Genomic DNA, 14,440 nt, shown 5'->3' with positions numbered 1-14,440 from the left:
ATGACTAATGACTAATGACTACTGACTACTGACTAATGACTAATGACTAATGACTAATGACTAATGACTAATGACTACTGAAATATGCTTCGCAGAAAATCTCTGCATAAGCTTGAGTCATCTCCTCAAAAGTATTGAGTGAATCCAAGACATATTTAGCATTTCCAGCTAACTGCTGGCGCAATGATTTATCCTCCAATAAACTAATCAAAGCTGCAACTAATTCCTCCGGGCGATCCGGCGTATAAAACAAACCGTTAATTCCCGATCGCACTTGTTCTCTAATTCCAAAAACAGGTGTTGTAATAATTGGCAAGTCGCAAGCCATCGCCTCCAAAATCACTCTCGGAAAACTTTCTATCCTAGAAGTGCAAACAAAAATATCCGCCGCTTTGTAATATTTTCCTGGTTTCCCGGTTTCGGGAACTACTGTCACCCTTCGCCGCAACTCTTCAGGCAATTCCCCCACCAACTCGGCTAATTTATTACTGTAAATACTCGGGCGATCGCCCACAATGAAACACCTGATTTTATTGTGCCATTTTTCAGGCAAAAGCGAAAGTGCCTTAACTAAATCCTGCTGGCCTTTGCGTTCGCACACTGTCCCCAGCAGCAAAATTACCACATCTTCCGCTGCAACACCTAAGCTTTTTCTAGCCAATTCAAAATTCTCCGAATTTTCTAGTTGGCTCAAATCTAAGCCGTTATGAATCACTGTAAAATTGTAGTGGCTGTTGAGAGGTAAATATCTGTCCCGCGTTGCATCCGCCACAAAAATCACCTTGTAAGGAAAGCGAAAACATTCCAAAGCTCTCGCCGCAATCTCTGAACCAAACCTGTTAAAATAAGTTTGCCAAGGTTCGCTTTCGTGTACGTTCCACACCGTCGGAATTCCGATTTCCTGGGCCGCATCAACTACAAAGAAGTTTTCTAAAGTATTGGCATAAACTGCATCTACTTTTAAACTTTCAATTTCCTTGCTAAAACTACGGATAGCTTCATCGTAAGTATCGCGTTGATAGATGTGTTCGAGGGGATTGTCGCGCACAATGACTTCAATTCCCTGCTGTTCGTAAGCTTGACGCAGAGGCCCGTCTGTGGTGCAAAATACGATCGGCAAAATCGTACCCTCAGCCGCCAATTTCACCGCAATTTCGTACTGATGCAGCGGCGCGCCCGTAAAATCCAGCGAATTGCTGCACATCAAAACTTTGATAGGATTTACAAAAGTATTTAGTGATGTCAAAGAACCAAAATTACCACATTTTAGTTCTTCCTTCTTTTTTCCATCCGTTACATCCGTTACATCCGTTACAAAATCAGTTGCCGAACCTTCTTCCTTCATAAAAACCCGTCGGGGTTGAATATGAAAATACTCATCTTCCAAAGACAAATGAGGACTGTAAAAACCATCATTTTTCCTCGCATACTTGCGCCTAAAAGCTGCAACTTCTTGAGGATTGTCAGTAAAACCCCTAGAAGTTCCCTCCTTATGCAACAACTCCGCATCGGGACAGTAAACGCACCGATAACCGAGTTCTAACAATCGGTATCCGTAATCTGCATCATTGTAAGCAACAGCAAAATTCTCCTCATCAAAGCCTCCCAATTCTAAGAACAATTGACGCGGAGTAATCGTGCAAGCGGCTGTTACCGCCGAGTAATTTCGCGTTACCATCGCTTGAGAAAGATAGCCTCGATTGTCGCTGTTCATCAGCTTAAAAGCGTGACCCGCTAAACCGTGATGGAGGCCGTGAATTATGCCCGCGTGTTGAATTCTGCCATCGGGATATAAAAGCCTCGCACCGACTGCACCCACAGCAGGAATTTGAGCGTATCCAACCATTTGACTCAGCCATCGCGGGGTGATTACTTCAGTATCGTTGTTCAAAAACAACAGGTATTCGCTGTCAACTTGTTCGACAGCGCGGTTGTTAATTGCCGCAAAACTAAACTTTCCTCCAGGATTTTTGATTCGCAAAACTTGACAAGTTAACTGATTTAAATATTCCAGGGTTTTTGGATCGTCGCTTTCGTTGTCAATGACAGCAATTTGATAATTTTTGTATGTTGTAATTTCGAGAGAATCGATACAGGCTTTCAGCAGTTTAACTTGATTTTTAGTAGGAATAATCAAAGTTACTGACGGGCCATCATCAGGGAAATCCTGGGCAAATATGCCCAAATTTTCTTTGATTGCCCAGGCGTGCTGAGCGACAGTTCCCTTAATTTTTCTGCGGTTTAGTGCGTCTTGAATGGCTTGTTGACCTGCGGAAAAACTGGATGGTTTCGCAGCCCCAGATACGGCTGTAGAACCTGGTGCGGTTCGCCAGTGATAAAGCACTAGGGGCAGGTGGGCGACGCGGCGAGAAATTTCGGTTGCTCTTAAGGCAAAATCGTAATCTTGCGAGCCTTCAAAACCGATCCGCAAGCCGCCTATTTGTTCAAAAATTTCTTTTTTGACGGCGCACAAATGACCGAGATACATATAGGAAAGCAGCAGTTCTGGCGACCATTCTGGTTTGAATTGCGGGGCGAATCTGCGACCTTTGGTGTCGATTTTGTCGTCGTCTGAGTAGAGAAAGTCGGTGGTTGGATGCGTGGCAAAATATAAGGCGACTTCGCCTAATGCGTCGGGAGTTAGTTCGTCGTCGTTGTCTAAAAACAGGATGATGTCGCCTGTGGCGAGGGCGGCGGCGCTGTTAGTGGCGGCGCTGATGTTGCCGTTTTCTGTGCGAAATGTGATGCGGATACGATCGTCCTTTGCGGCCGAATTTTTCAAAGTTTCAGCAACCCTAGCGTCGGTACTGCGATCGTCGGCGATGCAGAGTTCCCAGTTTTGATAAACTTGATTGATTACGCTGTCGATCGCACTTTCGAGAAAATCTATCTGCGGATTGTAAACTGGCATTACCACCGAAATTTTTGGCAGCGCTTCCCCACAGGATTTTAGCCGAGAAATCAGGTAATCGCGCGCGCGATCGTTCCACTGATTCACCTGCAGCCAAGCATCATACCTATCAATCGGTGAAGCAAGCACAAAACCCGCAGGTGGCAGCAAATCTCCCGGCGCAGTAAACTGTTTTTGCTGCTTGTAAATCTTCCCAAACTGACGCATCACCTTCACAATTTCCCAAGGCATCGGCACAATTCTGCCGAGACGCTGTTTTCTCTCCCTCGCCCGCTGCCGAATTGCCTCTACAAAACTCGAAAACTCCTCATATTTATCAGCACTTCGCTGCCAAATATCGTAGCGCCGCACAGTCAATATTTTCGGCGCTTGAAAAGACAAAATTTCCCCGTTTTCTAACTCGGCTTGCAGAGAAACTTGCCATTCACCCGGAGGCAAATTGACAAGCGCCTCAAAGCCGCTTTCCGAGCTGTTAACCCAGTCAGGAAACACTTCGCCGACATCTTTTCGGCGCAAACCGTAGGCGCATTCTACAGAAGTATCGCCGCACAAAAGACTTAATTTAGCAATTTTGCGATCGTGGTGGCAACACCAACCCGCAAACAAAACTTGACCCTGACGCTGTTCCCACACCACCGGTACATCTAACGACGCTTGAATCGTTGAAACTAACAGCGGATAAGCTGCCAAAAAATGCCATTTTCCTCCCTCGTCTTGCGCTTCCAACAACACCTCGTGCCGTCCGGCGGGAGCTTGCAATTCAATTGTAAAACCAGATTTTTTTGCAGACCCAATATTAGAATACCAGCCAGCTATGTCGCTTCTTTCCAGACCGTAAACAGCGGCAAAACTCTTATTTTCAATTCGGGCGCGGACGGCTTTAATATCTTTTTTTGTGTTAAAAACCCAGCCCACAATTAGCAGGTGGGAATCGCTAACTTGCCAAGTAGTGGGTTGGTCTAAAGAAAAAATAAATTTTGGGAATAGATCGCGGATTTTGTGCTTAAATTCCCACCATTTTTCTCGAAGTTTCCACCAGTCAGAAGACTTAATTGCAGAAAGTTCAGCCTGGATTTTGGCATTTTCCTGCCGCGATTGTTCCAAATCTTGCTGAGTTTGACTCTGGACTGTTTCCAAGCTCAATAATTCAGCTAATTTTTGATCCAATTTAAATTCTTTTTCTTCAAACTTTACCTGAGTTTTTCCTAATTCTGCTTCTAATTCTAAGATTTTTGTTAATGCTATTTTAAATTGCGATTCTTGGCCGGCAAGCTGTACCTGAGTTTCCCCTAATTCTGCTTCTAATTCGAGCAGTTTTGCTAGGGCTTCTTGAAATTGAGATTCTTTACCGTCAAGCTGTACTTGAGTTTCTCCTAATTCTGTTTCTAATTTCAAGACTTTTGTTAAGGCTTCTTGAAATTGCGATTCTTGACCGTCAAGCTGTACCTGAGTGTCTCCTAATTCTGTTTCTAATTCGAGCAGTTTTGCTAGGGCTTCTTGAAATTGAGATTCTTTGCCGTCAAGCTGTACTTGAGTTTCTCCTAACTTCGTTTCCAATTCCAACACTTTTGCTTGAGCTTGTTGAAATTGTTCTTGCCACTGTTTGACTTCTAAATTGCTGGTTTTTTGTTGTTTTTCCAGCAAGCGGATTTTGAGCCAATCTTCAAAAGGCCCGACAGGAGATACTGGAAAATGAATAATTTGGTCATTCGACAATTTAGATTTGCTGCTGAGATTGCCGGCTTTGGTTTCTAAAACTTGATATAGTTCTAATGCTTCGGGAAAATATTGTTCTATTAAACTTGGTCTGTGACTTTTAACAATATCGTTGACTAATAAAGATTCTTCAAAGTTGTCGGCGGCGATCGCACTTAAGTTAACGTTAAATTTTTCGTTGACTCGATCGATAAAAAATTCGGGAGTGTTGCCGATCGGGTAAACGTTGGCCAGCAGACAGCGATCGGGAAAACTTTCAGACAATTCTAAGACTTGTTGGTTGTAGTGCAGCCACATTTTTACTGCCATTTCGGGATGCTGCAGCAAGCTGACATCGGTTCCCCGGCGGTACAGCGAATCGACTACTTCCCAAGGCGATCGATAAACGCAGATAAAATTAGCTTCGGGGAGCAATTTTAACCAAAAATCCCAAAATAGGGCGGTTCGCGGGTCTTTCCAGCCCCAATGCTTGTCAGGAAGTTGATTTTGAGCGATCGCCCTTTTGGCCATTTCCACGTATTCCGCTGCTACCGGAATCGTTTTTTCCAACGTACAGCCGAGTTCATCTATGCCGTGCGATCGTAAAACACTCTTGTGAAACTCCACAAAATCAACATTCTCGAAATGACCTTTCACATTTCCCACCGCCGGGCCAACCAACTTTTTACCAATATCAACCCCGACTTTCTGAAACAAAGAAGCCGTTAAAGACGTACCGGAACGGTGCATTCCAGTAACAATAAAAACCGACGGTTTGCTGTCATTTGTACTCACAATTTCTATCCCTCGCCCTAATTCCCACACCAACTTTACTTATTATTCTCGGAAACCTCTGCCTCCAAGCATTTAATAGTCCCCGAACGCGAGCTTTTCAAGTGCTCGCGCTATCAAAATGCTTTTTTCAAAGCTGGAGATGCCGCCCTATTCTCCCGCTACCCCCAGCAACCGCTTGACTTGAAACCATGTGCTTCTCAGCTTCCAGAACTTGCTGCTTTCCATTGCCTCAACTCGATTGTGCGATCGGTCTAATTCTTGCTTGACATTAATTAACTGAGATTCTGTTTGTTCTAACTGCATTTGCACGGATACTAACTGACTTTGAGTTTGTTCCAACTGCGCGTGAGCTGACATTAATTGAGCTTGAGTTTCTTGCAACTTTATTTGAGATTCTTCTAATTGTGGTTCAGTAATCATTAACTTACTTTGACTGATCTCCCATGCTATTTTAGCCGCCTCTAACTGAGTTTCAACCAACTTGAGTTTTTCGTGAGTAGAACCCAACAAAGACTGCGATTGCCGTTGGCCCACCAGCGATTTCACCCTGCAAATTTCCAGAATCCATTCCCAACCGTAGTTATTGATTGCTTTAACTGTTAACACATCCTCCGGTGCCACAGTATTTTTCGGTAAATAACAGTTCCAACCAGACTGCAAAATTGCATCTTTTTGAAAATAATCAGCCACATCCCGGCGATCGTAAAAAGGCTCGCACCTCTGCACCACCTCACCGTTTACCAGCACCTGAACTTCCTCTATTCGGCCGCCCAAATTCACATCAGCAGCCCAACCCTCCAGATACAAATTCTGCTTGTTGGTAAAAGCAGCAACATCAATATATCCTCCAGGGTGGTGATAAAAATTTAACTCCGAAAAATCTCTAGTTAACTTATTTGTAACAACATACAAATCCTGAAACCTGCATATGCCTTTTTTGATCCGGTGAACAAAAGCTTTCCCACCGCTAACTTTACCGACAATTTCTCTGACAAACTTTTCAGTTACATAGGTTGTGCCGTATTCCTCCTTATCCAAAGACTGACTTTCGCTTTCGGCACTAAACAAAATACCGTTAGCAGGCATTTCTATGTGAGAAGGCAGCAAACAATCGCCGTGAACGCTAAACATCAAAATCCCGTTTTCGGTCAACAAATTATACAAATTTTGGAGCCAACTCGTAAAAGTTCTTTCCGGGATATGGCTGAAAAAAGAATTAGCCAGAATGCAGTCAAATTTTCGGTCAATTAAATATTTTTCCGGTTTTCCCGTCGAAACAATACCGTTAACGCCCAAGTATTCAGTTTGAAACTTGACCGCGTTAGCATAAATATCAGAAACCCAAATTTGCTCCGGCGGCATTTCCTGAATCAAAAACCGGGTAAATCTACCGTAACCGCAGGCAAAATCCAGAAAAGACGGTACATTTTCAAACCCGCCAAAATGCCAATCTACAACTTGTTGAACCGCATCCCGGATGCGTCGCCCGATCGCATAATAGCGCACCAAAGCTCGCTCGCGATCGTCATCGTCTCCATCGTCTCCATCGTCTCCATCCTCCTTGACGTTGCTCAAGCTAAACAAATACATTTCATCGTCTTCGCAAATATTTAGTTTAAAATCTTCGGGAAACTTAGCTCGATCTCGAATCAATGCTTGGATTACTTGATTTTTGGATAATTCTAAATTGAGATTGCTCATTATTTTTACAAAGTTTTCACAGAATTATTAGATGACTTCCGTTGACTGTTCTTGCACCAGACAATCAGAATTTACAACAGTTAAACACGGTTCTATCAGCAAGTCAACAATGCCGTTACCGCAGGACTCAGTACAAGACTGAACTTTGAACATCGCCACATCAACGCAGCGATCCAGATAACTTAAATCCTCATCTACCGTTCCCACCACCCCCGCATTCAAAAAATAAACCCCCGGATTCAGCAAACATTTAAACTGAAACTTAACTAAAATTGTCGTTCCCGCTTCCACATATCTAACTGATTGAGTAGAAGCCTTCAAAGAAGCACCAGCCAACTCAAAACCGCTAATCGTTTTAATCAACATTCCAAACCTAACTTTGGAAGTTGACCGCGAGAAAGTGACAGAGTAAGTGTAAACATAATCTTGACGGCCGAGCAAGTGATTTACCACATCTCCCTGCAGCGTTTCGATGCGCGGGTTAATAATTTCCGCGCCGCGAGACGGATAGCGCACCGTATTCGACGGGATCATCCCCGGTTCGTAAAATTCATCATAATGTTCCTTGGGTTGGGAGATATATGGCTCCGGTACAGCCTCCGTTTTGGTACTTTCTAAATTAGGATTCTGAAGATTTTCTTGACTTTCTTGCTTTGTCAGTTGGTTCAGAACTCGAATATCTTGCTTCAACCCCAAGACTTTATCGGGATCGGCATAGATCAGCTTTTGATATTTAGAAATTACCACCTTTGGCGTGTGAGCGAGCAGCAATTCTCCGCTATCCATTAAAATCGCCGAAGTACAAAGTTGCACCACAGAACTAGCAGCATGAGAAACAAATAAAATCGTTCCGCCACCTTCCTGAATGCTTTGCAAGCGGGCAAAACACTTGCGCTGAAAAGCTTCGTCGCCTACCGAAAGTGCTTCGTCAACCACTAGAATATCTGGCTCTACGCTAGTCGCAACGGCAAAAGCCAGTCTGACAAACATACCGCTAGAATAGGTTTTGACTGGCTGATCGATGAAATCTCCAATATCAGCAAAACCCGCAATTTCGTCAAATTTTTCTTCAGTTTCTTTTTGATTGAATCCGAGTATTTGAGCGTTGAAAAACACGTTTTGTCTTCCGGTAAATTCCGGGTTAAACCCGCTTCCGAGTTCCAACAAAGCGGAGATTCGCCCTTGTACTCGGACGCTTCCTGCGGTGGGTGTCAGCGTCCCCACAATGATTTGCAAAAGCGTGCTTTTTCCCGACCCGTTGCGACCGACTACTCCTAGAGTTTGTCCTTTAGGAATTTCCAGATTGATGTCGGAGAGTGCCCAAAATTCATCAGCAAATTTTTTATTGGGATAAATAATTTCTTTTAAGCGGTCTCCTGGACGATCGTACCGCTTAAAGCATTTGGAAACATTTTTTAGTGAAATTACATTTTCAGTCATCCGATTTTAGATTTTAGATTTTGGATTCTTCGACTTCGCGAGCGAACAAGTTTGAGATTTTAGATTGATATTATGTCTTTTAGAACAAAAAATAGGTTTGATCGTTGGGAATGCGAGTCCTCTGATTTATGCGGACTCGCATTCCTCACTACGAACCTCGATCGCGATTTTGGATGGTAGATTGCATTTAAATGTAAAACATATTACAGCACGTCAGCAAAAGCGGGACGCAAACGCCGGTAAACCGCTAAACCTCCACAAAATATAGCAGCAGAGATTAGGGTGGCGACACCCCATTCGCCCCAGTGTTTGACTTCTCCCAGCAGGATGAGGTCTCGGTAAACCTCGGAGATGGTGGCCATTGGATTCAACCAAAATATCCAGGCTCGCCACTGTTCGGGGATGATTGATGCTGGATAGACGATCGGCGTCAAATAAAACCAAAAATTTAGAATAACACCTAATGTCTGAGGAATGTCTCGCAAAAACACGGTTAAGCCCGCTGTCAAATATCCCAAGCCGGCTGTGAGCAACAATTGAGGCACCCAAACCAGCGGCAGCAAGCATAAAGTAGCGTTGAGCTTTTGCGAGGATACTGCTACGATCAGAATCAAGGCTGCTAAACCGAGAGAACTTTCAATAAAAGCTGTAAAAATCGGCACGAGGGGCAGCAAACCGAGGGGAAATACTACTTTTTTGACTAAATTTGGCTGCCCTACTACGGATACTCCCGATTTAATCAAACCGCTGGTGAAAGCACTCCAAGGTAACAAACCTGCAAATAGCCAGACTCCAAATGTGATGTCGCTGTTTTCCGGGAAGCCTGCAAGTTTGAGTTTTACCTTGAGGACGATCGAGAATACGTAGGTGTAAATCACCAATTGCGATAGCTGATTCAGCAGCGGCCACAAATTGCCCAGAATCGAGCCTTTGTATTGAGCTTCCAAGTCCCGACGCACCAATGTAGCCAGCAGACTCAGCTTTGCCCTGCGCTGGCTGTTTGTCGGTCGCCGGCCGCGGCCCTTTGGGGCTTTTTGGACAACTCCTTTCACCGATCTGTGCAATTTTTTCGCCCTCGTTGACTACCTTCACACCTAAATCAACTCCAGCTACAATTGTGCAGCTTTTGCTAAACCGCAATTATTCCACAGCCGGGCCGCTTTGATCAAGGATCTGTCTCCCCGGCTTGGACTTCTGGCTTCTGGCTTCTGGCTTTTGGCTTAGGAGGTTATTTTAGCCGATCGCCTCCCCAACTGCCGAACCGATCGCGACTCTTTGCTCGTCGTCGTAGCCCCAGCGTTGGAAAAACTCCTCATACTCACCTTCTTTAGTTTGTAAACTTTCTAGCATTTGCGACGCTATAGCTTGACAGGCTGGCATTTGCAGGATTTGAATTAAATTGCGCGATCGTTCCTGCACTCTAGCAGAACCCGCCGCCATTTCCTCCTTTTGAAGGCGCGAATGATGCAACACCATTGCCGCCGACATCGCCACATTTTTCACCAGCAGTTCTGCTACGATCTCAGGAGCCGATCGCAGCGCCTTGATAACTCCTGGTGACGGCCGGTCTGCAGCCTGTCGGTCGTCCGTCAGATAGGTGACAAAAAAACCCCTAGCACCGTTGGGAGTTTTCACTAGAGATTTAACAGCTTGCTCGATATCTCCCTCTAAAAGTCGATCGCTCTGAATCAGCGACAGTAAAGATTGAGTCAGCGCGATCGCCTCCTCAAAAGTTATACTTTCCGATGCTAATAAAGAAGATGGAACACTCATAACGACCTCAATAATTTTCAAAATTCTGCTAATAATTGTAAACAATTTTCGCTATCCGAGTGCAAATAAATAAATATGGCTATAATCTCCTCCAAACAACAACCCCCAGACCCAAACCTACCTGAAGATATAGCCTCGGCTCCCCGAAAAAGAGCCGCTAAACCCCAGACGGAATCGCTGCTAGAATCGCAAGAATTACCAGACGAAATCAACAACAAACAAGAAGACAAAATCCGCCCCCAGCGGTTAGCTGAATACATCGGACAAAAAGACTTGAGAGAAGTTTTGGCGATCGCAATTGCAGCAGCCAAATCGCGGGGCGAACCGATGGATCACCTGTTACTGTACGGGCCGCCAGGGTTGGGAAAAACCACAATGTCGCTAATTCTAGCAGCAGAAATGGAAGTTGAATGCAAAATCACCACCGCCCCAGCCCTAGAAAAACCCCGAGATATTGTCGGATTGCTCGTCAACCTCAAAGCAGGCGACGTGCTGTTTATCGACGAAATTCACCGCTTATCTAAAGTTACCGAAGAAATCCTCTATCCAGCGATGGAAGACTGCCGTTTAGATATTACGATCGGTCAAGGAAAAAGCGCCAAAATCCGCAGCATTCCCCTGAAACCCTTTACCTTAGTAGGAGCAACCACCAAAGTCGGATCGCTGACATCTCCGTTGCGCGATCGCTTCGGCTTAATCCAAAGATTGCGCTACTACGAAATAGACGAACTTAGTCTAATTGTCCAAAGAACCGCCAAAGTTCTCGACACTAAAATCACCCCAGAAGGAGCCGAAGAAATTGCCCGCCGAGCTCGCGGAACCCCCCGGATTGCTAACCGTTTGCTGCGCCGAGTTAGAGACTACAGCGAAGTCAAAAATTTAAAGCCAATCAATGCCGAAGTTGCATCCATCGCCCTAGAATTGTTCAACGTCGATCCCCTAGGCTTGGATTGGACAGATCGGTCACTTTTGACAGCAATGATCGAAAACTTTAACGGCGGCCCGGTTGGTTTAGAAACCCTCGCCGCTTCCACCGGAGAAGACACTCAAACAATTGAGGATGTCTACGAACCGTACTTAATGCAAATCGGATTTTTGCAGCGAACAAGTAGGGGCAGAATTGCCACAGCAGCCGCTTGGAAACACTTAGGTTTTGTCTCACCTAAACTATTGTAGGCTGTGTTAGATTGAGTCGGTCAAAAAAAACTCAAGAGTCAAGTATCTGCCATGCTGAAAAAGTGATATTACAGGGAGAAAGGATTTCACCAGCTTTGATATGGCTCAATAAATCTACAATAAAAATGCAGTACAGCTTACATTTTTCCACAAAAATACAACTGTCGGAAAGCTCCTAACCCCTATCCAATCCCCAGGGGGAACGCATCTTATTGAACACTGTTCATCAGTGGTGAGTATATTTTGAGATGAATTCACCATTCTTAGAAGCTACAGACACGCTTTATAATGAACTTTTAGATAAAATAGGAACTGATTAATGGTGGTTTTGACGCTCGCTGCTCATTTTGAGAGAGTAAAAATATTACAACCACTATTTACAAGTTGTATAATAGACCTCTTGCAAAAGTCAAATTTACCCCCCTTAGTCCCCCCTCCCGCGGGGAGAAACAAGAATAATCTTGCTCCCTCCCCTTAATAGGGGGAGGGTTGGGGTGGGGTGCTTTGGATTTTTGCAAGAGTTATAATAGTTATTAATGAGTTATTCGTGAGAATTTAGTTAACTGCAACAGCGAGGATATTAGTCAAACAGTCATCATCCCACCCGGCTCGAAGTCGCTTATTCTTGGTTCCAGTTTTTGAGGTTTTTTCTTGACTCAAAAGATTGAGTGAGATGTGTCTAATTATAGAACAATACGGTTCACTTAACATATTTATGCCCCGGAGATCCCCCTCGCATCCCCCGGATAGTCGGGGGACTTTGAGGGGATTCTTGTTCCCCCCTTTTTAAGGGGGGTTAGGGGGGATCGTCTTAAGTAAACCGTATTGAATTATAGCAAAATTTTGCGGAGCATTATCTTTTGTGATCCGACAATCATCTTCACGAAAACCCACATCTAATACCCAATGTAAAGAATTCTCAATTTCCCAATGGCTGCGGACGGATTCACCAAGTTTTTGAGCATCATTTGGTAAACTACTAATATAATATTGAATCCAACTCAAAAAACTTTTTTGAAATTGCTCAGGTTTGAGGCGAGAAAATACTCTCGCAATTGTGTCATGGGTCGGGATACCATTCGGCAATTTTCAAATTGTCTTTAACTATTCGTATTTAGAAGAGCCCGTAACTTTCGATATTCACCCATGTATCAGCACCGCAAATTACTGCACAAATTGAGAGGGTGATAATATCAATTAATTGATGATGTTTCGCTCGCTAAATTCTGGGATCTTCTAAGTCGTAAACATGGTCGGCAATGGTGATTTGAGGTTAGAGTTTGACAATAGTAAACTCTAATTAAATATTGTTTGGATACTCAATAATTCTGCTCCAATATACCACATTCTCTTAACATAAAGTCTAGATACATTCGCCCTGGGGTTTATTGTATTCCTATTAATATTTTAAGCTATCAAATTATTGACAAATCCGATTTCTTTACAGCAAATAAATCGGGTTTTTTATAGTATGATTAACTGCTTGGGCTGCCCCATTGAGCCGGTGGCTGGAGGAAAAATCCTTGGAGCTCAACAGTTGCGGCAAAGAAACCGGATTTTTTGTACGGGAGTGAAAATCCTTGGGGTCTCAACAGTTACGGCAAAGAAGCCCGGTTTCTTGTACAATGACTGATATCAAATCCGGTAGCATCCCAATTATAAAATCGAGTCAGATCAAATCCGCGCTTCATAGTTCTGTATTCATCTCTCTCTTGTCTTCCTCTGTGTTCTCTGCGCCCTAGCGCCGGTTAAATCACCTGACGATGCTACCGGAAACGACATGAGGCCTTGGGCTATCCGGTGACTGAAAAACCGGGTTTCTTGATGACAAAGAAACCAGCTTTCTTGTACAATGATCGACGAGAAACCCCGTTGCAGGAGGTAAAAATCAACAAACCTCTGGGAAATCTCTGCCTCTGTGGTTCATTAAAGGTAACAAATCATGGCTTATTTTTGGTTTAAATCGTTTCATTTTATTGGCATTGTCGTTTGGTTTGCTGGCTTATTTTATTTAGTAAGATTATTCGTCTATCACGCGGAAGCCGAAGAGAAACCAGAACCGGCAAAAACAATTCTTAAAGAACAATATCAAATTATGGAGAAACGTCTTTATAATTTGATTACTACCCCCGGAATGTTTGTGACTGTCCTGATGGCGATCGGGTTAATTTCAACAGAACCAGATGTATTAAAAGACACTTGGTTGCACATAAAGCTAACATTAGTTGCTTTGTTAATAGGTTATCATTTCTATTGCGGTTGGCTGCTGAAGAAATTAGCAAAGAATGAATGTCGGTGGACTGGTCAACAATTTAGGGCATTAAATGAAGTGCCAACGGTTTTGTTAGTAATGATAGTATTGCTAGCAGTATTTAAGCAAAGTTTACCAGTTTCTTCAACTATTGCTACGATTATTGCCATGATTGTATTAATGGTAGTGACCATTAATTTTTATGCCAAGAAGCGCCTCAACGACCAACGCAAAAATCTCCCATCGATCCCCCAACAATAAGGCTAGTTAAGTCAAACTTATTCCCCATTTCCTAGGAGGAAATGGGGTGAGTGGGTGCTTTAAAACTTTCACCACAGAACGCCCCGCATTACTAACCGTTTGCTCCGGCGATTTAGAGACTACAGCGAAGTCAAAAATTTAAAGCCAATCAATAGTGCGAGCTGTCGCGAACTCGCGAGTGTTGGATAGAGCGCGAGTTTGCGACAGTTCGCACGCTCAAAATCAAAACTGAGATGCTCCCGTTGAAAAATGTGGAAAGTCGGCTACAGTAAACTAAAGCCAATAACTCGATATAGCCTTTCTCAAAAAAGTGAGGTAGAGAGATTGAAAGGCTATATAGCGGTTCTCAAAAAAGTGAGGTATGCCCAATCCCTCCGCTTCGCTCCGCCCAATCCCTCCGCTTCGCTCCGCCCAATCCCTCCGCTTCGCTCCGCCCA

Annotated in this window: 8 protein-coding genes and 2 pseudogenes; 3 read left to right on the top strand and 7 right to left on the bottom strand. The window is 43.9% G+C overall.

Annotation, left to right across the window (positions count from 1 at the left end):
• Positions 1–67: 67 nt before the first annotated feature.
• From QUA97_RS26695 to QUA97_RS26675, 5 genes are all read right to left on the bottom strand, one after another.
• Positions 68–5,401, bottom strand: coding sequence for a glycosyltransferase (locus QUA97_RS26695; protein WP_333197250.1), 5,334 nt, complete (start codon positions 5,399–5,401; stop codon positions 68–70).
• Positions 5,402–5,548: 147 nt separating this feature from the next.
• Entirely contained in the window at positions 5,549–7,102 is a 1,554-nt protein-coding gene (locus QUA97_RS26690) for a methyltransferase (RefSeq protein ID WP_333197248.1), read from the bottom strand.
• A 27-nt stretch (positions 7,103–7,129) separates the two neighbouring features.
• Positions 7,130–8,542 carry an ABC transporter ATP-binding protein gene (locus QUA97_RS26685; RefSeq protein ID WP_333197246.1) on the bottom strand — a complete coding sequence of 471 codons (1,413 nt, stop codon included), beginning with the start codon at positions 8,540–8,542 and terminating at the stop codon, positions 7,130–7,132.
• A 203-nt stretch (positions 8,543–8,745) separates the two neighbouring features.
• The gene (locus tag QUA97_RS26680; RefSeq protein ID WP_333197244.1) at positions 8,746–9,594 is read right to left on the bottom strand and encodes an ABC transporter permease; all 849 of its coding nucleotides are present in this window, start codon (positions 9,592–9,594) and stop codon (positions 8,746–8,748) included.
• 181 nt (positions 9,595–9,775) lie between these two features.
• Entirely contained in the window at positions 9,776–10,315 is a 540-nt protein-coding gene (locus QUA97_RS26675) for a hypothetical protein (RefSeq protein WP_333197241.1), read from the bottom strand.
• Positions 10,316–10,390: 75 nt separating this feature from the next.
• Here QUA97_RS26675 and ruvB point away from each other — a divergent pair, with 75 nt between their 5' ends.
• Positions 10,391–11,491, top strand: a complete 1,101-nt coding sequence (gene ruvB / locus QUA97_RS26670) for a Holliday junction branch migration DNA helicase RuvB (RefSeq protein ID WP_333197239.1) — start codon at positions 10,391–10,393, stop codon at positions 11,489–11,491.
• A gap of 555 nt (positions 11,492–12,046) precedes the next feature.
• Here the strand turns inward: ruvB and QUA97_RS26665 are convergent.
• A pseudogene (locus QUA97_RS26665) lies at positions 12,047–12,181 on the bottom strand (ISAs1 family transposase); the annotation flags it as partial.
• 132 nt (positions 12,182–12,313) lie between these two features.
• A pseudogene (locus QUA97_RS26660) lies at positions 12,314–12,758 on the bottom strand (ISAs1 family transposase); the annotation flags it as partial.
• 675 nt (positions 12,759–13,433) lie between these two features.
• Here QUA97_RS26660 and hemJ point away from each other — a divergent pair.
• The gene (gene hemJ / locus QUA97_RS26655) at positions 13,434–14,003 is read left to right on the top strand and encodes a protoporphyrinogen oxidase HemJ (protein ID WP_194070681.1); all 570 of its coding nucleotides are present in this window, start codon (positions 13,434–13,436) and stop codon (positions 14,001–14,003) included.
• Positions 14,004–14,090: 87 nt separating this feature from the next.
• Complete coding sequence (locus QUA97_RS28410) at positions 14,091–14,192, top strand: hypothetical protein (RefSeq protein WP_370589125.1); 102 nt, start codon at positions 14,091–14,093, stop codon at positions 14,190–14,192.
• Positions 14,193–14,440 lie beyond the last annotated feature (248 nt).

It is taken from the genome of Microcoleus sp. CZ3-B2, from assembly GCF_036705055.1.
Classification (GTDB): domain Bacteria; phylum Cyanobacteriota; class Cyanobacteriia; order Cyanobacteriales; family Microcoleaceae; genus Microcoleus.
Note: the sequence above shows the minus strand (reverse complement) of the source record. Positions and strands in the feature narration are given on the sequence as shown.

Excerpts from the sequence above, each read along its gene's own strand:
- QUA97_RS26690 (WP_333197248.1), bottom strand. The coding sequence starts at position 7,102 with ATGAGCAATCTCAATTTAGAATTATCCAAAAATCAAGTAATCCAAGCA.
- QUA97_RS26685 (WP_333197246.1), bottom strand. The coding sequence starts at position 8,542 with ATGACTGAAAATGTAATTTCACTAAAAAATGTTTCCAAATGCTTTAAG.
- QUA97_RS26675 (WP_333197241.1), bottom strand. The coding sequence starts at position 10,315 with ATGAGTGTTCCATCTTCTTTATTAGCATCGGAAAGTATAACTTTTGAG.
- ruvB (WP_333197239.1), top strand. The coding sequence starts at position 10,391 with ATGGCTATAATCTCCTCCAAACAACAACCCCCAGACCCAAACCTACCT.
- hemJ (WP_194070681.1), top strand. The coding sequence starts at position 13,434 with ATGGCTTATTTTTGGTTTAAATCGTTTCATTTTATTGGCATTGTCGTT.